The following is a 21,252-nucleotide window of genomic DNA, read 5'->3' on the forward strand; positions in this document are numbered from 1 at the left end:
CGGTAGCGCTGAGGGCATCAGGCCGCTTCGGATTGGCGGGCTAGCCCCAGTGCCTGGTCATCAGCGTCGAACAGGTGGATATGCTCGATTTCCGGCGCCAGGGCGGCCTGCTGCCCGACCTTCCAGTCGCTCGGGGCTTCGGTACGATGGACCAGCAGGGTGTCGCCGGCCTTGGGTTCGAGATAGACATAGACCTCGTTGCCCAGGTACTCGACGTTGACGATCTCGAAGGCATTGTCGCCCTGGGCCTCTTCCAGGCGCAGGTGTTCGGGGCGCACGCCCAGCGTCAGTTCCTTGCCGGTGTCGACGCTGCTGGCGTCCTGGGGCAGCGTGACCTCGCCCACGCCGGGCACCTTGACGCGGCAGCCGTCGGCATTCTGCTCGAGCAGCTCCGCCGGCATGAAGTTCATCGTCGGCGAGCCGATGAAGCCGGCCACGAAGCGTGTCTCCGGGCGCTGATAGAGGTCGTGAGGGCTGCCGACCTGCTCGATGCGGCCGTCGCGCAGCACCACGATCTTGTCGGCAAGGGTCATGGCCTCGACCTGGTCGTGGGTCACGTAGATCATGGTCGAGCCCAGCCGGTGGTGGAGGCGGGCGATCTCGTTGCGCATCTGCACGCGCAGCGAGGCATCCAGGTTGGACAGCGGCTCGTCGAACAGCAGGATCTGCGGCTCGCGGGCCATGGCACGACCCATGGCGACGCGCTGGCGCTGGCCGCCGGACAGTTCCTTGGGCTTGCGCTGCAGCAGTTCCTCGAGCTGGAGGATGCGCGCCGTGCTCATGACACGGTCATCGACGGTCTCGTTGGCCATCTTGGCCAGCTTGAGGCCGAAGGCCATGTTTTCGTAGACCGTCATGTGTGGATAGAGGGCATAGGACTGGAAGACCATGCCGACGCCGCGCTCCCGGGGCGGGAGCTCGTTGACCACGCTGTCGCCGATCTGCATGGTGCCGTCGGTGATCGACTCGAGGCCGGCGATCAGGCGCAGCAGGGTCGACTTGCCGCAACCCGAAGGACCGACGAAGACCACGAACTCGCCGTTGCCAATCTTGAGGTCGACGTCCTTGATGATATGGGTGCTGCCGAAGGTCTTGTTGAGCTTCTCAAGGGTCACGCTTGCCATGTGACATCTCCTTGTCGGCGTGTGCCGGTGTTGTTGTGTTCAGGAATCCAGGCTCATGTAGGCTGCCTGGTAGGGCGGCAACGTCAGGGTGTCGCCCTCCAGTTCACAGCAAAAGCCAAGGTCATCGATGAGCTGGCCGGTCGTGGCCAGTCGTGTGCTTTGTGTATCGCCTGTCAGGTTGAACAGGCACAGCAGGCGTTCTGCGTCGCGCTTGCGGATGAAGCCGAGCAATGAGTCGCCGACATCCAGTAGCGTCAGGTCACCGTCATGCAGGGCCGGGTGCTGACGCCGGAAGGTCAGGAGCTTGCGTACGGTATTGAGGGTGGAGGCCGGATCCTGTTCCTGCTCTTCCACCGCCAGCACCAGATGGCGGTCATCGAGAGGCAGCCAGGGTTCGGCAGTGGAGAAACCGCCGCGCTCGGTCTGGCGCCACGGAATGGGTGTCCGGCAGCCATCGCGCCCCTTGAATTCGGGCCACAGGACCTTGCCGTAAGGGTCCTGAATGCGCTCGAAGGGCACTTCGGCTTCCGGCAGGCCCAGCTCCTCGCCCTGGTACAGGCAGACGCTGCCGCGCAGCGAGAACAGCATGGCCAGTGTCACCCTGGGGTAGGCGGCGTGATCCTCGCTGGCTCCCCAGCGTGAGGCACTGCGCTCCACATCATGGTTGGACAGTGCCCAGCAGGGCCAGGCGTCGGCCGACAGCGTCTGGAAGCGTTCGATTACCTGGCGGATGTAACGCGGCGAGCGTGGCTCGTTGAGCAGGTCGAACGTATAGGCCATGTGCAGCTTGTCACCACCATCGGTGTACTCCGCCATTCGTTCGAGCGGCGAGTCGTCGCCGATCTCGCCGACCGTGGTGGTGCCGGGATAGGAATCCATCAGCGCCCGCAGGTCCTTGAGGAAGTTCAGGTTTTCCGGCCGACTGATGTCGTACTGGTGTTTCTGCCAGGTGTAGGGATTGCTGTCCGGTGCCCCCAGCGTCTTGGATTCACCCTCGAGCACCGGCGGGTTATCGCGCAACGCCGGGTCGTGATAGTAGAAGTTGACGGTGTCCAGGCGGAAGCCGTCGACCCCGAGGTCCAGCCAGAAGCGCATGTTGTCGAGCTGGGCCTGGCGAACCTCCGGGTTGTGGAAGTTCAGGTCCGGCTGGCTGGCAAGGAAGTTATGCAGATAATACTGGCGACGACGCGAGTCGAAGGTCCAGGCCGGCCCGCCGAAGATCGACAGCCAGTTGTTGGGTGGCGTGCCGTCCGGCTTGGGGTCGGCCCAGACGTACCAGTCGGCTCGAGCATTGTCACGATCCTGACGGCTCTGCTGGAACCAGGGGTGGCGATCCGAGGAATGGCTGAGTACCTGGTCGATGATTACCTTCAGGCCCAGCTCGTGGGCGCGCCGGATCAGGGCCGTGAAGTCTTCCAGTGAGCCGAACATGGGATCGACACCGCGGTAGTCGCTGATGTCGTAGCCGAAATCCTTCATCGGTGAAGTGAAAAAGGGCGACAACCAGATGCCGTCCACTCCCAGGCTCGCCACATAGTCCAGGCGGCTGGTGACACCGGCCAGGTCGCCGATGCCATTGCCGCTGGCATCCATGAAGCTGCGTGGGTAGATCTGGTAGATGACGCCGCCACGCCACCAGAAGGTATTGTCTTGCATCTTGCATTCCTTAATTCGTGGGGTGCCCGGGTGCAAACCTCTTGAGCACCTTGTTCGTCGTTTAGGCGTCAGCCCTTGACCGCGCCGGCTGTCAGGCCCGAGACGATGCGTCGCTGGAAGATCATCACCAGGATGACCAGGGGGACGGTGACGGTCACCGAGGCCGCCATGATGGGCCCCCAGGGCAGTTCGTGCTGGCTGCCGCCGGAGATCAGGGCGATGGCCACCGGCACGGTGCGCTGATCATCGGTCAGGGTGAAGGTCAGGGCGAACAGGAACTCGTTCCAGGCGGCGATGAAGGCCAGCAGGCCGGTCGTCGCCATGGCCGGCCACATGAGTGGCAGGAAGACGCGGGTGATGGTCACCCAGGGAGTGGCGCCATCCATGATCGCGGCCTCCTCGAGCTCCTGCGGCAGCTGGCGCATGAAGGTCGTCAATACCCAGACCGTGAAAGGCAGGGTAAAGATGGTGTAACTGAGCACCAGGCCGGCCGGGTTGTTGTAAAGGTTCAGGGTGCGAATGACCTCGAACAGCCCCGACAGCACGGCCACCTGCGGAAACATCGAGACCCCGAGGATGGTCAGCAGGATGGTGGTACGACCGCGGAAGCGCACGCGCCCCAGCGCATAGGCGGCAGTGATGCCCAGCAGCAGGGCGATGAACACGACTGACAGCGAGACGATGATGGAGTTGAGAATGGCACGCAGGAAGCTGCCCTGGCCCAGGACCTGTGCATAGTTGCTCAGGTGGATCGAGGATAGCCACAACTCCGGCTGGAAGAGTTCACTGGACGGCTTCAGCGAGGTTATCACCGCGTAGTAGAACGGGAAGACGGCGTAGACCAGCACCACGGCAATCAGGGCGTAGAGGCCGACGCGCTTGAGGAGTTTCATCAGTTGATACTGGTTCATTGGTCGACTCCCAGTTGACGGCGCCCCAGGTACAGATAGATCACCACGGCCAGAGCGATGATGAAGAACAGCATGGTCGAGGCGGCACTGCCGTAGCCCACGTCCTGAAACTGCACCAGCTGTTGGCGGGCATAGATGGACATGGTCATGGTATTGGTCGAGTTGGATGTCAGCACATAGATCACGTCGAACACGCGCAGGGCATCCAGCAGACGGAAGATGACGGCGACCAGCAGGGTCGGTGTGACCAGCGGCAGGGTGACGCGGAAGAACACCTTGACGGGGGAGATGCCATCGACCTCGGCGGCTTCATAGCAATCCTTGGGCAACATCTGCAGGCCAGCGAGCACCAGCAGGGCCACGAAGGGCGTGGTTTTCCACACATCGACTATGATCACCGCCCACATGGACAGGTCGGCATTGGCCGTCCAGGCCAGGGGGGCGTCGATCAGCCCCATTGCCATCAGCAGGTGGTTGATGATGCCGAACTGGTCATTGAGCATCCAGGCCCACATCTTGGCCGAGACGATAGTCGGAATCGCCCAGGGAATCAGCACCGCTGCGCGCACCAGCATTCGTCCCTTGAATTCGGCGTTGAGCAGCAGGGCGACGACTGTGCCAAAGACCACTTCCAGCGACACCGAGACGATACTGAAATAAAAGGTGTTCCACACCGACTGCCACCACACCGGGTCGGTGAGCAGGCCATACCAGACGCCGTTCGCATAGACCAGATAGTTCTCGAAACCGATGAAGGCGGCGCCACCGGTGTCGGATAAAGAGGCATCCGTAAAACTGAAGTAGAAAGTCCGCAGTAGTGGCCAGCCAGCGACCAGCGCCAGGGTGACCAGCATGGGGGCCAGGAATATCCAGGCGGCGCGCACACGTTGACGGCGAACCTTGGTACTGCGACGCCCAGAGGCAAGGGCAGCACCCCCCTCGCGGGGGGCGCCTTGAGTGGCGGATTGGGTCATGAGAAGCCTCCTGGCTTACCAGCGGCGGCGCTTGATACGCGACAGTTCATTCTTCAGCTGTGATACGGCTTCGGCTCCGCTCTGGTTGCCGGAAAGCACGTTGTGAACGGCGTTGAAGAAGTTGTTGCTGACGCGGTTGTACTTGCTGCCGGTGGACGCCGACGGGCGGGCGACCGCATTGGTGAAGGCCGGATACAGGGTCTTGAAGAAGGGCACCGCGTCGATGACGTCTTCATCCTGATAGAGAGAGGCGATGGTCGGGTTGTAGGAGGCCTCAATGGCGCGACGCTTCTGTTCCTGCTTGGAGGTCAGGTGCTTCACCAGATCGACCGCGAGCTCCGGGTTCTCGGAGTAGCGCGACACGGCCAGATTCCAGCCGCCCAGGGTCGCGGCACTTTCATTGCCCTCGCCGTGGGGCAGGGCGACGACGCCGACCTTGTTGCGGACCTCGCTTTCTTCGCTCTGCGCCAGCGACCAGGCATAGGGCCAGTTGCGCATGAAGACGGCATTGCCCGACTGGAAGACTCCCCTTGCCTGCTCCTCGGTGTAATTGAGGACGCCATTCGGCGAAATATCGCCGACCCAGCTTGCGGCCATATCCAGTGCCTCAGCGGCTTGGGGGTTATCGATGGTGATCTCGCCCTTGTCGTTCACGATCGTGCCGCCGCCGCTGCTGGCGATCCATTCCAGGGCGTTGCAAGTCAGGCCTTCGTAGGCACGTCCCTGGAAGACATAGCCCCACATGTCACCGTTGCCGGCTTCGCGCTCGGCCTGCTTGATGCGGCGTGCGGTCTCGGTGAGCTCCTGCCAGGTCTCTGGTGGCTCGGCGTCGTATTTCTTCAGCAGGTCCTTGCGGTAGTAGAGCACGCCGGCATCGGTGAACCAGGGCATGGCGACCAGTCGATCATCCACGGTGTTGTTCTGAACGATGGCGTCGAAATGCTCCTTGGTGACATCGTCCCCCAGGTGTTTCTTCAGATCCACCAGGTGGTTGGCCAACAGGCCCGGCCAGATGACATCGATCTGCATGACGTCGATATCACCCGACTGCGCGGAAAGGATCTGCTGATAGAACGACAGACGTTCGGTGGAAGAATTGGGCGTCGAGACGATCTGGACCGTGTGGCCCGTCTTGTCCTCCCAGGCGTTGACGCCTTCCTCGCATAGCTGGAGTTCGGCACCCACGGCGCCGCAGGAGATGGTCAGTTCTTCGGCATGGGCCTGCTGGGCGGCCAGGCCGGCGAAGGCGATAGCGGTAATCCATTTGCTGTTCATAGTGCTCCTCAGGCGAATTTCTTGTTGTGTGGCTCGACGTTCATGATGGCTTGCATGCCGGTGTCGATGCGGAAAGGCGATTCATCCTGTCGCTGTCTTAAACGATTAAGACATGGTCTCAGTTAAGCTAGGAAGTCACAGACGCGCAACCTAAACTTTTGTCGTAAAGGCGCCGCGGCTTCTCGCATACGCTTGATACATCACGCTGAAGCGGATGCAAAGCGGGTCGGTCGACGGTTTACCATGTGTTGTCATTCAGCGCCTGTATTAGACCTAGGTGGTATTTAAAAAATGCCGACAGCAAACTATTTTCTTAATCGATTAAGTTCGGTTTGTCGCTGAAATGTCATCCGATGTTATTTGGCTTGGCTGCTAGCGTCGCCGGCTGGTCTTTCCCCGTGACAACAACAAAGGCTTTGAACAAGATGACATCTGCGAATTCACGCCCGAGGAAGTCTCCGCTGGTTCTGGCTGTGGCTGCGGCGGCCATGACGGTCAGCACACTCTCCCATGCGCAGTCGAACAGCGAGCTGGAAGAACGCCTGGCCGAGCTGGAGCAACGCATCGTGGCGGCCGAAAAGCGTGCCGCAGCCGCCGAGCGACGCGCCAAGCAGGCCGAGCAGGAAATGGCCGAGGTACAGGCCAACGAGTCGGAGCCTGTCAGCCAGGACATCGAGTCCCGTCTTGCCGAGGTGGAGCGTCATGCCAATGGCGAAGAAGGCTTCTCCTTCAACGTCTATGCCCGGTCTGGCCTGCTGATCGGCGAGGATGGCAAAAGCTCCGAGGGTAGTCCCTATGTGACCCCGGCCGGGGCCCAGGGTGGTGCCGTGGGCCGTCTGGGTAACGAGCCGGATACCTATGCCGAGGCGATCCTCAACTACAAGATGCGTTTCGACAACGGCGCCAAGGCCAAGTACACCACCATGATCGCCGATAGCGTCACCACCAGTAATGACTGGACGGCCGGCGAGTCGAATCTCAACGTGCGCCAGGTCTATGCCGAGTTCAGTGACCTGCCGAGTTTCACCGGCGCCTTCGAGGATGCCAAGATCTGGGCGGGCAAGCGCTTCGATCGCGACAACTTCGACATTCACTGGCTCGACAGCGACTTCGTCTTCCTGGCCGGTACCGGTGGCGGTATCTACGACATGCAACTGGCCGACAACTGGAAGTCGAACCTGTCCGTCTACGGCCGCAGCTTCACCGACTTCCCGGTGGACAGCATGAATCCTGCGGCGGAAGAGACCGACAGCACCGATAACCTCATCCTGACGTCCAACAACTACTTCGGTAACTGGCAGTGGATGGTCAGCGGCATGAACGCCGCCGACAACGATGAGCGTTCGACCTCGGGCCCGCTGGATGCCGCCGACAATGGCGTGCACACCATGGTGGCCTACCATGGCGAGGATTTCTTCGGTATCAGCGAGGGTAACTCCAAGGTCGCCGTGATGCATGGCCAGGGCCTGGGGGCCGCGACCAAGACCATCGGTGGTAACGGCAATCTGACCGAGGATGCCACCGCCACCCGCATCGGCCTGTATGGCACCACCTATATGGCGCCCAAGTGGCGTGTCGCGCCGGCCATCCTGGCCGAGACCAGCGAGGATCGTTATGCCCAGGGCGACCAGTATGACTGGGCGACCTTCAACGTCCGCCTGGCCAACGAGCTGACCGAGAACTTCGAGATGCAGTACGAGGGCAGCTACCAGTGGATGGACATTTCGCCGCAAGGCTATGGCGGCAACAACGCCGTTGAGGGTGACTACACCAAGCTGACCATCGCACCGACCTTCAAGCCCCAGGTGGGCGGCTTCTGGCAGCGTCCGGAGATTCGGGTCTTCGCTTCCTGGAGCGACTGGGATGAAGAGCTGAATGATTACAGCGCCAGTGACTCCTTTGGTAAGCCCGGCTTCACCGGCGACGACTGGTCCTTCGGCGTGCAGACCGAAGTCTGGTTCTGACGGTCGTGTCTTTGTTGTCCAGTATCCCTGTGCTGTTGTGATGCACTTGCCCGCGCCCTGCGCGGGCTTTTTTGTCGTTGGCTGCCTAGAGCGTCAGCAGGAACAGGATCAGCGGCGGCGACAGCAGCGAGAGGATAAAGCCGCTGACCACGGCCACCGGGACGCAGGCGACCCCGCCGTGTTGCTGGATCACCGGCAGGGTGAAGTCCATGGAAGTGGCGCCGCCGTAGCCGATGGCCAGCGCCGGGTGTCGCTTGATGACCAGCGGGATCAGCACGAAGGCCAGCAGCTCGCGGATCAGGTCATTGAGAAAGGCGATGCCGCCGAGCAATGGCCCCAGCTGATCACCGATCAGGATCCCGGACAGCGAATACCAGCCGAAGCCGGCGGCCATGGCCAGGCCCTCGTTCCAGGACAGGTCGAGCAGGGGCGCGGCCAGCAGTCCGCCGATCAGCGAGCTGGCCGCCAGCACGCTGGCAATGGCCAGGCCGAAGCGGTTGAGCAGGATCTGCTTGAGGGGCATGCCGGAATTGCGCAGCTGGCAACCGATCAGTGCCAGCAGCAGATACAGTACCCACTCCGAGAGGGTCTCGGCCGCGTCGAACAGGCGCGGGCCCAGCGGCCCGCTCGCCAGCAGGCCGAGGATGACACCGGCCAGCACGGCCCCGATCAGCGACATGGAGCCGGCCATGGCGGCCAGCTTGCTGGTCGGCGCATCGGCCACCGAGGTCGAGGCCGCGACTTCAAGGCGCAGCCGGCGTGACAGCCAGGCCAGGGCCGCCAGGTTGCAGGCGGAGATCACCACGCACAGCAACAGTGACTGCCCGCCCAGCTGCGACAGCTTGCCGCCCAGATCGTCGAGGCCTGCCAGGCTGATGCCCATCAACAGCAGGATCACGTAGATGGAGGCGCTCACGCCCCGGTTGATTGCCTCGAGTACCCGGGGCCGGCGGACAGGTACCAGATAGCCGAGCACCAGGGGCAAGAGGACGATCAACAGACTGCTCAGCATCGCAGGATTCCTTCCATGGAGGCGTGCGCACCGCGGCGATTAGTGCACTAATAAAGTGCCATTCTAGGCGCTCCTGCCTGAGCAGCGGAAGGGCCGTCGCGGATCAGGGCGTCTCGAGTCGGGTCAGCTCCAGCTGGCTCTTGCGCTTGCCATCGCTGTAGTAGGTCATCGACAGCAGCAGGCCGGGCAGGCGCGGCAGGAAGTCGAACACCAGCCGGCTGTCGTCCTCGTCGGGCTCTGTCACTTCCACGCGCAGGGCCTCGAATTCGCCGGCGGGCAGGGTCAGCGATCGGCGCCCCAGCACGCGATAGTCGACGCTTTCCTGGCGACCGCGATGGTCCAGGTACTCGACGCGGCAGGCCGTCTCGCAGGGCCGGTCGATGGCGCGGCGTGACAGGGCGAAGAGCGCGCTCTGACGGTCCGGCCGCTCGGCGAGGGCCTCATGGTCGAGTCGATAGGACTTCTGGATCCCCAGCAGCGAATAGCCGGAAGCGTAATAGTAGGACTGCAATGCCCCCTGGCCGACGCGGAAGCGTCCCGTTTCGTGGCCGCTGATACCGGGCAGCTTGGCACTCATCTCGCTCTCCCAGCCGCTGGCCGTGGCCGTCAGGTGGTGCTGGATATCGGCATTCGGCCAGCCATCCACTTCGAGATGGTAGTGCGCCTCGAAGGGGCGCGGCGGTGTGTCGGCAGCCAGGCCGCTGTTGGCCGGCAGCATCAGCAAGAGGAGCAGCGTCGGGAGCAAGCGCTGGGTCATGAGACTTCCTTGTGTCGTCGAGATAGCGGGCATGGTCTTCAGATGCCACAGGGCGGCTGGAGGTTCCCGAGCCGGCCGCGGACGTCGTGGCCGCTGCCAATATATCCTATGCTGGCATAAGCCACTCAGCGATCCATCAGGAGATGACATGGCCAGATTACTGCTCATTGCCGGCGACTTCGTCGAGGACTATGAAATCATGGTGCCCTTCCAGGCGCTTCAGGCCATGGGGCATACGGTGGATGCCGTGTGTCCCGAAAAGCGCGAGGGAGACAGCGTGCGCACTGCCATCCATGACTTCGAGGGTGACCAGACCTATTCCGAGAAGCCCGGGCACAACTTTACCCTCAATGCGTCCTTTGCCGAGGTCGCGCTGGCGGACTACGACGCCCTGGTGGTACCCGGCGGGCGTGCCCCCGAGTATCTGCGCCTGGATGAGCGCGTGCTCGAGATGGTGCGGCACTTCTTCGAACACGACAAACCGGTGGCGGCGATCTGCCATGGCGCCCAGCTGCTGGCCGCCGCCATCTCGCTGGAGGGCTTCCGGGTCTCGGCGTATCCCGCCTGTGCGCCGGAGGTCACGCTGGCTGGCGGCAACTTCGCCGAGCTCCAGGTCGATCAGGCGATCACCAGCGGCAAGCTGGTCACCGCCCCGGCCTGGCCGGCGCATCCGGCCTGGTTGGCGCGTTTCAACGAACTGCTGTAATGCGACGCTCCGCTCCAGCGGATCAGCGCCAGGCGGCGAGTGCCTTGCTGAGCGTCACCGGATAGTCGCTGACGCCCGGTTCGAGGCGGGTCAGGCTGTCCGGAAAGCGCCCGCGGGCCTCCAGGACGCGCTCCCGGGCGGAGGCCGCCAGTGCCATGCCGTCGGCATCGGGCTGGCCGCCGCTCACGCTGCGCACCAGTAGCGGCGTGCCCTGATCGAGTCGCTCGTCGCGCCGCGCGATGGTGTCGCCGGCGTAGTGTCCGGCAGCGTCGAGGTGACGATAGACCTGCTTGGGCCCCGGGAGGTTGGCCTTGCCCGGCGACTGCTTGACCCGGGGCTCGCCGGCGTATTCCACCAGCTTGTAGGACAGGTCGATGACCGGGGCATCGGTCGAGGCACCCATCCGGGTGCCGACGCCGAAGGCATCGATTGGCACGCCGGCGCTGAGCAGGGCATCGATGGCCTGCTCGTCCAGGCCGCTGCTGGCGATGATCTTGATCTCGCCGAGGCCGGCGTCGTCGAGCAGTCGGCGTGCGTCCGGTGCCAGCTGCTCGAGGTGGCCCGAGTCGAGTCGGACGGCGCCGATGCGCAGCTCGGGCTCATCCTGCAGCAGGGCGATGACCTCGCGCACGCCGGCCAGGGTGTCGTGGGTATCCACCAGCAGGGTGGTGTCCGGCATGTGGCGGGCGAAGGCCTGGAAGGCCTCGCGCTCGCTGTCGTGGGCGAGGATGTAACTGTGCGCCATGGTGCCGTTGAGCGGCAGATCGTGGCGCAGGCCGCCGAGCACATTGCTGGTGCCGGCCAGGCCGGCGTTGCGATAGGCGCGCACACCGCGCACCGCGGCGTCCACGCCGTGCATGCGGCGCAGGCCGAAGTCGACCACCGGTCGCCCCCGGGCGGCCATGACCAGGCGTACCGCCTTGGAGGCCAGCACCGTCTCCAGCTGCACCAGATTCATGAGCAGGCTCTCGAGCAGCTGAGCCTGGGCGATGGGCGCATCGACCTCCAACAGGGGCTCGTCGGCGAAGACCGGCGTGCCCTCCGGCAGGGTCCAGATATCCCCCTCGAAGCGCCAGTTCGCCAGCCAGTCGAGGAAGCCGGCATCGAAGCGTCCGGTGGCGGCCAGGCGGGCGATGGCGCGCTCGCCGAAGCGTAATTGACTGACCAGCTCGGCGGCATGCTGCTGGCCGCAGGCGAGCATGAAGCGACGCTCGGCCGGCAGACGACGGAAGAACAGGCTGAAGGTCGCCCGATCGTCCATGCCCTCGCGCCAATAGGCCTGGATCATGGTCAGCTGGTAGAGATCGGTCAGCAGCGCCAGCTCGTCGTCTTCTACCGTCAGCGGGGCGGTCATCGGCATAGTTCGGCACCGGCATCGCTGAGGGTGTCGTGGCAGGCCGCGATGGCCTGCGGGTCCACGGCCGCGCTCAGGTCGTCGAGCAGGCGGGTGGTGAACCCTTCGTGCAGGGCGTCGATCGTCGTGGCCTTGACGCAGACATCGAGTGCCAGGCCGCAGACCGTGACACGCTCGATCCCGCGTTCGCGGAGATAGTCACCGAGGCCGGTGGCGTCGAAGGCCGAGTAGGCGTCGCGGTCGAAGGCGGTGGCCTTGCTGACGCGAATGGTCGCCTCGGGCAGCGCCAGCTCGGGGTGGAAAGCGGCCCCCGGAGTGTCCTGCACGCAGTGTACCGGCCAGGGCCCGCCGCGGTGGGCGAAGCTGGCATGGTCCACGGGGTGCCAGTCCCGGGAGGCGATGATCAGGGCGCCGGCCTGCCGGGCTGTGGCCATCTCGGCGTTGATCCCCGGTACCAGGGCGTCGCCTCCGGCCACGGCCAGGGCACCGCCCGGGCAGAAGTCGTTCTGCATGTCGACCACCAGCAGGGCGTCGCGGCTTCCATAGTCCAGAGAGGGCCGCGACCCGGTGGCCCGAGAGTGTGTGGTCCGAGACATCGCGCGCCTCCTTGATGGGCATCGGTGGGTGTCACCGGGGCGGGATTGCCCCTGTTACTCATCAGCGTATCGCCTGCCGGGCCATTCGTGTAGCGCCCGGCATCAGTAGCCGGCGTCCGGGTCGATGGTCGGCTGGGGCGTGCCGGCCTCGAAGGCGCGCAGTGCCTCGGCGACCTGATCGACGGCATCCTTCAGCGGCGTGGGACCGGCCATGTGCGGCGTGATCAGAATGCGTGGATGTGACCACAGGGAGCTGTCGGCGGCCAGCGGCTCGACCGGGAAGGCATCCAGCAGGGCGCCGCGCAGCTGTCCGCTGTCCAGGGCGTCGAGCAGGGCCGACTCATCGATCAGCGAGCCGCGGCCGGGGTTGATCAGGCTGGCGCCCTGCGGCAGCCGTGCCAGTGTCTCGCGGTTGATCAACTGATGCGTGGCCGTCGTGCCCGGCAGCAACAGCACCAGGCTGCGCACCCGACCCAGCAGGCCGGTGAGCCCCTCATCACCATGATGGCAGGTCACGCCCTCGAGGGTCCTGGGCGTGCGGCTCCAGCCGTGAACCGGAAAGCCATCGGCGGCGAGGCTGGTGGCGACCTTGGCGCCGATGGCGCCCAGCCCCAGCACGCCGACCGGCCAGTCCGCCTTGTCGGTCACGGCGTGCTCGCGCCACTCCGCGTCGGCTTGCTGGCGGGCATAGCGATCGAAGTCGCGCTGGAAGTGCAGCACGCCATAGCGCACATAGTCGGCGATGGGGCCGGCCATGCCGGCGTCGCGCAACTTGACGATGGGCAGGTCGCGGGGCAGGGCGGGGTTGTCGAGCAGGGCATCGACGCCGGCGCCCAGGTTGACGATGCCCTTGAGTCGTTCGAGCTCGCCGAACAACTCGGCGGGTGGCTGCCAGGCCGCCAGGTAATCGACGTGGCGGCGCTGTTCGGCGCTCGCCTCGTCGGTCAGGATCTCGGCGTGCGGCAGGCGGCGCGACAAGGCCTCTCGCCAGGCGTCCGCGTTGCCATGGTGAATGAGTACGCGCATGGTGTCCGCTCCCTTCAATAGACGAATTGCATCATGGGCGGTGGTGCCTCGCCCAGCAGATTGACGAGGCGCTGCAGGCCCTCCTCGAAGCGCTCGATGTCCGGTTCCGCGCCGACGCTGACGCGCACCCGACGGGGCGCGGCCGTCTGCTCCACCATGAAGGGCACGGCCGTGGTGATGGCCACGCCTTCCTGTTCGGCCTGCTGCTGCAGCTCCTCGGTCCGCCATGCCGTGGGCAGCCCCAGCCAGACATGCATGCCGGTGGCGCGCGCCGTGCGCTCATGGCCGCTCAGCAGGCGGCTGGCCAGGCGCTGGCGCTCGGCCAGCAGGTGGCGCTGCTCCGCGGCCATCTCGTCGACCGTGCCGTCGGCTAGCCAGGCATCGGCGATCTCGAAGATCAGCGGGGTGGCCATCCAGGTGGTGGCCCGCATGCGCGGCAGGGTGTGGTGCAGCTGGCCGCGTGGCACGCTCAGGTAGCCGGCGCGCAGCCCCGGCATGGTGGCCTTGGTCAGGCTGGTGACATGGAAGCCCAGGTGCGGCACACGCGCTGTCAGCGGCGTCAGCCCCGGCGGCTCGAGCAGGGCCAGGACATCGTCCTCGATCAGCCAGACCGCGTGTCGCTCGAGTACCTCGGCGACGGCATCCCGGCGTTCCTGGGTCATGGTGGCGCCGGTGGGATTGAGCTGGGTGGGGGTCAGGCACACGGCTCGCGGCTTGAAGCGCCGGCAGGCCATGTCCAGGGCTTCCGGCAGGACGCCCTGCTCGTCGATGGCCACGCCGCGCAACTGGAATCCCAGGGTGCGCGACAGGGCGATCAGGCCGTGGTCGGTGAGGGCCTCGGTGAGCACCAGGTCGCCGTGCTGCACGATGGTGGCGACGGCCAGCAGGAGTCCGTGGGCGGCACCGTTGCACAGAATGCGCTCATCCGGCTCGCCGGGCACGCCCAGACGTTGTGTCAGCCACTGGCTGGCCCGCTCGCGATGATGGGGCAGTCCGGCAATGGGGCGATTGGCGGTGATGATATCCGGACTCGCCTGTTCGGCGAGCTGAGCCAGGGTTTCACGAAAGCGTAGGTGATGGCCCGGCGGGCACACCGGGTGGGCAATGGACAGATCGATGAGCGCGTCTTCATGGCGCGGTTCCGGCTTGCGCAGATAGGCCGAGTCACGCGAGTCATCCAGGGCGTTGACCCAGGTGCCGCTCCCGGTGCGTGCCTGCACCAGCCCCATCTTTTCCGCCTGGGCATAGGCCCGCGAGACGGTCTGCACGCTGATGCCCATGACCTCGGCCAGCTCGCGATGAGTGGGCAGTCGGGTGCTGGGCGGCAGCTCTCCCTGGCGGATGGCCTCGGAGAGTGCCCTGGCAATGGCGAGATACTTGGGCCCCGAGTCCGTTAGATAGCGTGAGAGATCAATTGTCATGATTCAATAAAGCCTTTGACCGCCCGCCAAGTGGTGGTGATAGTATCACCATACCGGTACGGGCCGTGTATTGTCATGATGTTGAACGGTAAATGTCATGACAACGACGGTCAGATTACGGTCGGCAAGAGTGTCAGCATTGGTTCAGTGCTATGCCCCGGCGCCTGAGGAGAACAGGTGACCGGATATTGGTAGTGTGGTCGTTTGGCGAGCGATGTCATGATTCAGGTTTCTCTTCCCTTCACTCGTGAAGAATATGCTGGCCGTCTCTGGAAGGTTCGCGCCGAAATGGCGAGCCGCGGAATCGACGTGCTGATCATCAGTGATCCGTCCAACATGGCCTGGTTGACGGGTTATGATGGCTGGTCCTTCTATGTGCATCAGTGTGTGCTGCTGGGTCTCGAGGGAGAGCCGGTATGGTACGGGCGGCGCATGGACGCCAATGGTGCACTGCGTACCTGCTGGATGGACCCGGACAACATCACCTATTACCCGGATTACTATGTCCAGAACCCGGACATGCACCCCATGGACTACCTGGCGCAGACCATTCTGCCCGACCGGGGGTGGCACAAGGGCGTCGTGGGCATGGAAATGGACAACTACTACTTCTCGGCCAAGGCCTATCAGTGCCTGCTGAAGGAGCTTCCCCACGCCCGCTTTGCCGATGCCAATTCCCTGGTGAACTGGTGTCGTGCCATCAAGTCGCCCCAGGAAATCGAGTACATGCGAACCGCCGGCAAGATCGTGGCCGGCATGCACTCGCGCATTCTGGAATGTGTCGAGCCGGGCCTGCCCAAGAGCAAGCTGGTATCGGAAATTTACCGCGTGGGCATCGAGGGCTGGACGTCCCCGGAAGGCCAGGTCTTCGGTGGCGACTATCCGGCCATCGTGCCGATGCTGCCCACCGGCAAGGATGCCGCGGCGCCCCACCTGACCTGGGATGACTCGCCGTTTCGCGAGGGCGAGGGCACCTTCTTCGAGATTGCCGGTGTCTACAAGCGCTATCATGCGCCGATGTCGCGGACCGTCTACCTGGGCCGCCCGCCGGCGGAGTTCGTGCGGGCCGAGTCGGCCCTGCTGGAAGGCATCGACAATGGCCTGGCCGTGGCGAAGCCCGGCAACCGGACGGCCGATATCGCCATGGCGCTGGGCGCGGCCATGGACAAGTATGGCTTCGACCGGGGCGGCGCACGCTGCGGTTACTCCATCGGCCTCAGCTATCCGCCCGACTGGGGCGAGCGCAACATGAGTCTGCGTCCCTCGGACGACAGCATTCTCGAGCCGGGCATGACCTTCCACTTCATGCCGGGCCTGTGGGTGGACGACTGGGGACTCGAGATTACCGAAAGCATACTGATCACCGAAAACGGCTGTGAAACGCTGGCGGACTTTCCGCGCCAGTTGTTCGTCAAGTAAGGAGTCCTCATGAGCAACTCAACCGGCCCGCTGCGGCCCAGTCCGATTTCCGCCACCGTCGATTTCGAGGCCGGCGGTGTTCAGCATGGTTTCCTCAAGCTGCCGGTCTCCAATGACGAGTCGGCCTGGGGCGCGGTGATGATCCCTGTCACCGTGGTCAAGAACGGCGAGGGCCCCACGGCACTGTTGACCGGCGGCAACCATGGCGATGAATACGAGGGCATCACCGCCCTGCACAAGCTGTCCAGCCGTCTGCGCGCCGAGGACGTCCAGGGCCGCGTGATCATCGTGCCGATGATGAACACCCCGGCCTGCATGGCCGGACGTCGCACCTCGCCCATGGATGCCGGCAACGCGGGCAACCTCAACCGCAGCTTTCCGGGCGACCCGGACGGCAACGTGACCGAGAAGATCGCCGATTACTTCACCCGGGTGATGGTGCCGATGAGTGACGTGGTGCTCGACCTGCACTCCGGTGGTCGCACCCTGGACATCATTCCGTTCGCGGCCTCCCATGTGCTGGACGATGCCGAGCAGCAGCGCAGCGCCCTGGAAGGTGCCAAGGCCTTCGGGGCGCCCTACGCGATCATGATGTTCGAGCTGGATGCCGCGGCCCTGTTCGACACCGCGGTCGAGCGTCAGGGCAAGATCTTCGTGGCCACCGAACTGGGCGGCGGCGGCACCTCCACGCCGCAGAGCCTGGCGATCACCGAGCGCGGCATCGATAACTTCCTGATCCACTATGGCCTGGTCGAGGGCGAAGTCGAGATGCCGGCCGAGCCCCAGGCCTACCTCGACATGCCGGATGCCTCCTGCTACGTGCAGAGCGAGCATACCGGCCTGCTTGAGCTGACGCTGGCGCTGGGCGATACGGTGACGCAGGGAGATGTCATCGCGCGGGTGTACGACATGACGCGCAGTGGCGTGGCGCCCATCGAATACCGGGCACAGCGTGACGGCGTCCTGGCGGCCCGGCGCTTCCCGTCCAGTGTCAACATGGGTGACACCATCGCGGTGATCGCCGAGGTCGTCGAGTCACTCGGCTGAATACTCAGAGTCAGGTAAACCCATGAAGCTCGATCGTTACGATCTGAAGATCCTTGAAATTCTCTCCCGCGACGGACGCATCACCAAGTCCCGGCTGGCCGAGGCCATCAACCTCTCGGTCAGCCCCTGCTGGGAGCGCGTGCGACGCCTGGAAAAAGCGGGCGTCATCGAAGGCTACAGCGCTCGCTTGAACACCGATGTGCTGGTCAAGCGTACTCCGGTCTGGGTGCAGGTCGAGCTCAAGGCCCACAATGCCGAGAGCTTCGCGCGCTTCGAGGCCCTGGTGCACGACACCCCGGAGGTCACCGAATGCGTGGCCGTCGGCGGCGGGCTCGACTATCTGGTCAAGATCGAGGCCGCCTCGATCGATACCTATCAGCGCCTGATCGACGACTGGCTGACCTCGGATGTCGGCATCGAGCGCTATTTCACCTACATCGTCACCAAGACCGTCAAGCAGGCCTCGGCCGAAATCTCGGCCAGCGACCTGGCGCCGTGACGACTGTGGCGCCGGCCCCGGTACTGACCGGGTCGGCGCCTCAGCGGCGGGCTGCCTCGCCATGCCGGCCGCGTGCAGAAAAAACACCAAGTCAGTCGCGCGGGAAAAAAAATCCTCGACGTTCTGGCGGCCTGCTTTGAAAAGTCCTGAGCGGTCTTCTCCCTTACCATGGTGACATCACGCGGCAACCGCCGCGGTTTTCTTCATGGCCGGTGTCGGAGCGACGCCGGCGTATCAGGGGGAGAAGTATATGACGCTGTCCAACCAGCTGAGCGATCTGCGACTGTTCCGTCAGTATGCCTACGTCGACGGCAAGTGGACTCACGGCACGACCGGCCGCGAGGAAGCCGTTATCGATCCGGCGACCGGCGAGACACTGGGTCATATTCCGGTGCTCGAAGCCGATCAGATTCGCGGGGCCGTGGACGCCGCCGACCAGGCCTTTGCGCAATGGCGTGCCCTGCGCGCCGATGAGCGCTGCGAGCGTCTGCTGGCCTGGTACGACCTGCTGCAGGCCAACCGCGAGGATCTGGCGACCATCATGACCCTGGAGCAGGGCAAGCCGCTGCCGGATGCGCGTGGCGAAGTCGAATACGGTGCCAGCTTCGTGCGCTGGTTCGCCGAGGAAGGCAAGCGCACCTTCGGCGACACCATCCCCAGCCACATCCCCAACGCCGCCCTGGGCACCCTCAAGGAGCCGGTGGGCATCGCCGCTCTGATCACGCCCTGGAACTTCCCGCTGGCGATGATCACCCGCAAGGCCGCGGCTGCCATGGCCGCCGGCTGCCCGGTGGTCGTCAAGCCGGCCCACGAGACGCCGTTTTCCGCGCTGGCGCTGGCCGAGCTGGCCGAACGCGCCGGCATCCCGGCCGGTGTGTTCAATGTGGTGCTCGGCGATGCGCCGGAAGTCTCCAAGCTGCTCTGCGATGACGAGCGCATCAAGGCGCTGTCCTTCACCGGCTCCACCCGGGTCGGCCGCCTGCTGCTCGAGCAGAGCGCCAACACCGTCAAGCGTGTCTCGCTGGAGCTGGGCGGCAATGCGCCCTTCATCGTCGGACCGGACATGGACCCGCATGAAGCCGCGCTGGCCGCCGTGGCCGCCAAGTTCCAGACCGCCGGACAGGACTGCCTGGCCGCCAACCGCATCCTGGTCCACGAGTCCATCCATGATGCCTTCGTCGAGCATTTCGCCGAGCGCATGGCCGCCATGACGGTGGGCAACGGTATGCAGGGCGAGGTCGACCAGGGGCCGCTGATTCACGGCCAGGCCGTCGACAAGGCCTCCGCCATCGTCGATGACGCCGTCTCCCGCGGCGCGACCCTGGTGGCCGGCGATCAGAGCCAGGCGCCGGGCCCGAACTTCTTCATGCCGACCCTGCTGACCGGCGTGACCCGCGACATGCAGGTCTGGTGCGAGGAAAACTTCGCTCCGGTGGCGGGCATCACCGCCTACCGCGATGACGATGAAGCCATCGCCATGGCCAATGATACCGAGTATGGTCTCGCCGCCTATGTCTACACCCACGACATCCGCCGCATCTGGAAACTGCTGCGCGCCCTGGAATACGGCATGGTCTCGGTGAACTCCGTGAAGATGACCGGCCCGCCCGTGCCCTTCGGCGGCGTCAAGCAGTCAGGCCTCGGCCGCGAGGGCGGCGTGACGGGTATCGATGAGTACCTGGAGACGAAGTATTACTGCCTGGGGGCGCTGGGCTCCGTCTCCGGGAGCTGACCCGGCTTCGAGATGCGAGATACGAGATACGAGCACCCCCAACCCTGCTCCGAAGGTGGGGCGGGGTTCGCAGCTCGTTACGCGTTTCTCGCGCACACTGGCTGGCTGCTGCCAGCAGGCCCAGCCAACATGACCGATTTGGCCACGAGCCACGAGCCACGAGCCACGAGCCACGAGCCACGAGATTCGAGATGCGAGATACGAGCAACCCCAACCCAGCTACGAAGGTGGGGTGGGGTTCGCAGCTCGTTACTCGTTTCTCGCGAACACGGGCTGGCTGCTATCCGCAGGCCGAGCCAAGATGACGAACTTTCTCTCCGGCGCCGCCGGGGAGCTTTAATGGAGAACTGCATGACCACGCACAAGGATCTGATCGATCGCGACCGCAAGGTGACCTTCCACGCCTCCACGCACCTGCGTGACTTCGCCCAGGGCGATGCACCGGGCCGCGTCATCACGGGCGGCAAGGGCATCAACATCGTCGACAAGGACGGTCGCGAATTCATCGACGGCTTTGCCGGCCTGTACTGTGTCAACATCGGCTATGGCCGCAGTGAAGTCGCCGAGGCGATCTACCAGCAGGCGCTGGAGATGTCCTACTACCACACCTATGTGGGCCACTCCAACGAGCCGCAGATCGCGCTTTCCGAGAAGATCCTCGAGCTGGCCGGCCCCGGCATGTCCAAGGTCTACTACGGCATGTCCGGCAGCGATGCCAACGAGACCCAGCTCAAGATCGTGCGTTACTACAACAACGTGCTCGGCCGCCCGCAGAAGAAGAAGGTCATCTCGCGCATGCGCGGCTACCACGGCTCCGGCATCGCCTCCGGCTCGCTGACCGGCCTCAAGGCGTTCCATGATCATTTCGATCTGCCGATCGAGACGATCCGTCATACCGAGGCGCCGTACTACTATCACCGTGCCGCCGAGCAGGAAGGCATGAGCGAGCGCGAATTCTCCAAGCACTGCGCCACCAAGCTGGAAGAAATGATCCTGGCCGAAGGCCCGGACACCGTGGCCGCCTTCATCGGCGAACCGGTGCTGGGTACCGGGGGTATCGTGCCGCCGCCCGAAGGCTACTGGGACGAGATCCAGGCGGTGCTGGCCAAGTACGACGTGCTGCTGATCGCCGACGAAGTGGTGTGCGGCTTCGGGCGTACCGGCAGCGAGTTCGGCAGCCATCACTACGGCATCAAGCCGGACCTGATCACCATCGCCAAGGGCTTGACCAGCGCCTACCAGCCGCTTTCTGGCGTAATCGTCGGCGACCGCGTGTGGAACGTGCTGGAGCAGGGCACCGGCGAATACGGCCCGATCGGCCACGGCTGGACCTATTCCGGTCACGCCCTGGGCTGCGCCGCCGGCCTGGCCAACCTGCAGATCATCGAGCGCGAAGGCCTCACCGCCAATGCCGCCAACACCGGTGCCTATCTGCAGGAACGCCTGCAGGCCACCTTCGGCGATCATCCGGTGGTCGGCAACGTGCGGGGCGTGGGCATGATGGGCGCGCTGGAATTCGCCGCCGATCCGGCAAAGCGTCAGCACTTCGATCCGTCCCTGAAGGTCGGGCCGCGCATGTCCGCTGCCGCGCTCGAGCAGAACCTGATCGCGCGTGCCATGCCGCAGGGCGATATTCTCGGTTTCGCACCGCCGCTGACCACGACCCGCGCGGAAGTCGACGAGATCGTCGCGCGCACCAGGAAGGCCGTCGACAAGGTCACCGACGAGCTGACCCGCGAAGGCGCGCTGCAGACCGCCTGAACGGTATCATCGCCATGA

At 64.6% G+C, this 21,252-nt stretch carries 18 protein-coding genes; 7 read left to right on the plus strand and 11 right to left on the minus strand.

Annotation, left to right across the window (positions count from 1 at the left end):
- Positions 1 to 17 precede the first annotated feature (17 nt).
- The 5 genes from HHA01_RS00625 to HHA01_RS00645 all read right to left on the minus strand — a co-directional run bounded on the left by HHA01_RS00625 (position 18) and on the right by HHA01_RS00645 (position 5,940).
- Positions 18 to 1,124, minus strand: coding sequence for an ABC transporter ATP-binding protein (locus HHA01_RS00625; protein WP_141317165.1), 1,107 nt, complete (start codon positions 1,122 to 1,124; stop codon positions 18 to 20).
- Between the two features lie 39 nt (positions 1,125 to 1,163).
- Positions 1,164 to 2,780, minus strand: coding sequence for an alpha-glucosidase (locus HHA01_RS00630; protein WP_141317166.1), 1,617 nt, complete (start codon positions 2,778 to 2,780; stop codon positions 1,164 to 1,166).
- Positions 2,781 to 2,848: 68 nt separating this feature from the next.
- Complete coding sequence (locus HHA01_RS00635) at positions 2,849 to 3,691, minus strand: carbohydrate ABC transporter permease (RefSeq protein WP_141317167.1); 843 nt, start codon at positions 3,689 to 3,691, stop codon at positions 2,849 to 2,851.
- Positions 3,688 to 4,665 carry a carbohydrate ABC transporter permease gene (locus HHA01_RS00640; protein ID WP_141317168.1) on the minus strand — a complete coding sequence of 326 codons (978 nt, stop codon included), beginning with the start codon at positions 4,663 to 4,665 and terminating at the stop codon, positions 3,688 to 3,690. Before HHA01_RS00640 ends, HHA01_RS00635 begins: the two co-directional genes overlap by 4 nt.
- Positions 4,666 to 4,680: 15 nt before the next feature.
- On the minus strand, positions 4,681 to 5,940 hold the full coding sequence (locus HHA01_RS00645) for an ABC transporter substrate-binding protein (RefSeq protein WP_174787699.1): 1,260 nt from the start codon (positions 5,938 to 5,940) through the stop codon (positions 4,681 to 4,683).
- Positions 5,941 to 6,365: 425 nt separating this feature from the next.
- On the opposite strand from HHA01_RS00645, the gene HHA01_RS00650 reads away from it, so the two are divergent.
- Positions 6,366 to 7,904 (plus strand): carbohydrate porin, encoded by a 1,539-nt coding sequence (locus HHA01_RS00650; protein ID WP_141317170.1) that lies wholly within the window; start codon positions 6,366 to 6,368, stop codon positions 7,902 to 7,904.
- Between the two features lie 85 nt (positions 7,905 to 7,989).
- On the opposite strand, the gene HHA01_RS00655 is transcribed toward HHA01_RS00650, so the two are convergent.
- Positions 7,990 to 8,916, minus strand: coding sequence for a LysO family transporter (locus HHA01_RS00655; RefSeq protein ID WP_141317171.1), 927 nt, complete (start codon positions 8,914 to 8,916; stop codon positions 7,990 to 7,992).
- A 103-nt stretch (positions 8,917 to 9,019) separates the two neighbouring features.
- Positions 9,020 to 9,673, minus strand: a complete 654-nt coding sequence (locus tag HHA01_RS00660) for a hypothetical protein (protein ID WP_141317172.1) — start codon at positions 9,671 to 9,673, stop codon at positions 9,020 to 9,022.
- Positions 9,674 to 9,821: 148 nt separating this feature from the next.
- Between HHA01_RS00660 and HHA01_RS00665 the strand changes: the two genes are divergently transcribed.
- Complete coding sequence (locus tag HHA01_RS00665; RefSeq protein WP_141317173.1) at positions 9,822 to 10,379, plus strand: DJ-1/PfpI family protein; 558 nt, start codon at positions 9,822 to 9,824, stop codon at positions 10,377 to 10,379.
- Positions 10,380 to 10,401: 22 nt separating this feature from the next.
- Here HHA01_RS00665 and HHA01_RS00670 read toward each other — a convergent pair whose 3' ends face one another.
- From HHA01_RS00670 to ehuR, 4 genes are all read right to left on the minus strand, one after another.
- Positions 10,402 to 11,739 carry a nicotinate phosphoribosyltransferase gene (locus tag HHA01_RS00670; RefSeq protein ID WP_141317174.1) on the minus strand — a complete coding sequence of 446 codons (1,338 nt, stop codon included), beginning with the start codon at positions 11,737 to 11,739 and terminating at the stop codon, positions 10,402 to 10,404.
- Positions 11,730 to 12,329 (minus strand): nicotinamidase, encoded by a 600-nt coding sequence (locus HHA01_RS00675; protein WP_141317175.1) that lies wholly within the window; start codon positions 12,327 to 12,329, stop codon positions 11,730 to 11,732. Before HHA01_RS00675 ends, HHA01_RS00670 begins: the two co-directional genes overlap by 10 nt.
- A 102-nt stretch (positions 12,330 to 12,431) precedes the next feature.
- Positions 12,432 to 13,355 (minus strand): 2-hydroxyacid dehydrogenase, encoded by a 924-nt coding sequence (locus HHA01_RS00680; RefSeq protein WP_141317176.1) that lies wholly within the window; start codon positions 13,353 to 13,355, stop codon positions 12,432 to 12,434.
- Positions 13,356 to 13,369: 14 nt separating this feature from the next.
- Complete coding sequence (gene ehuR, locus HHA01_RS00685; protein WP_141317177.1) at positions 13,370 to 14,776, minus strand: MocR-like ectoine utilization transcription factor EhuR; 1,407 nt, start codon at positions 14,774 to 14,776, stop codon at positions 13,370 to 13,372.
- 219 nt (positions 14,777 to 14,995) lie between these two features.
- On the opposite strand from ehuR, the gene doeA reads away from it, so the two are divergent.
- From doeA to HHA01_RS00710, 5 genes are all read left to right on the plus strand, one after another.
- Complete coding sequence (doeA, locus tag HHA01_RS00690; RefSeq protein ID WP_141317178.1) at positions 14,996 to 16,195, plus strand: ectoine hydrolase DoeA; 1,200 nt, start codon at positions 14,996 to 14,998, stop codon at positions 16,193 to 16,195.
- A 9-nt stretch (positions 16,196 to 16,204) separates the two neighbouring features.
- Positions 16,205 to 17,242 carry a N(2)-acetyl-L-2,4-diaminobutanoate deacetylase DoeB gene (doeB, locus tag HHA01_RS00695; protein WP_141317179.1) on the plus strand — a complete coding sequence of 346 codons (1,038 nt, stop codon included), beginning with the start codon at positions 16,205 to 16,207 and terminating at the stop codon, positions 17,240 to 17,242.
- 22 nt (positions 17,243 to 17,264) lie between these two features.
- Positions 17,265 to 17,741 (plus strand): Lrp/AsnC family transcriptional regulator, encoded by a 477-nt coding sequence (locus HHA01_RS00700; protein WP_141317180.1) that lies wholly within the window; start codon positions 17,265 to 17,267, stop codon positions 17,739 to 17,741.
- A gap of 250 nt (positions 17,742 to 17,991) precedes the next feature.
- A complete protein-coding gene (locus HHA01_RS00705; protein ID WP_141317181.1) occupies positions 17,992 to 19,473 on the plus strand; it encodes an NAD-dependent succinate-semialdehyde dehydrogenase in 1,482 nt (493 codons plus the stop codon).
- 351 nt (positions 19,474 to 19,824) lie between these two features.
- The gene (locus HHA01_RS00710; RefSeq protein ID WP_141317182.1) at positions 19,825 to 21,234 is read left to right on the plus strand and encodes an aspartate aminotransferase family protein; all 1,410 of its coding nucleotides are present in this window, start codon (positions 19,825 to 19,827) and stop codon (positions 21,232 to 21,234) included.
- The last annotated feature ends 18 nt before the right edge of the window (positions 21,235 to 21,252 follow it).

Origin of the sequence: Halomonas halmophila (assembly GCF_006540005.1) — a bacterium.
Classification (GTDB): domain Bacteria; phylum Pseudomonadota; class Gammaproteobacteria; order Pseudomonadales; family Halomonadaceae; genus Halomonas; species Halomonas halmophila.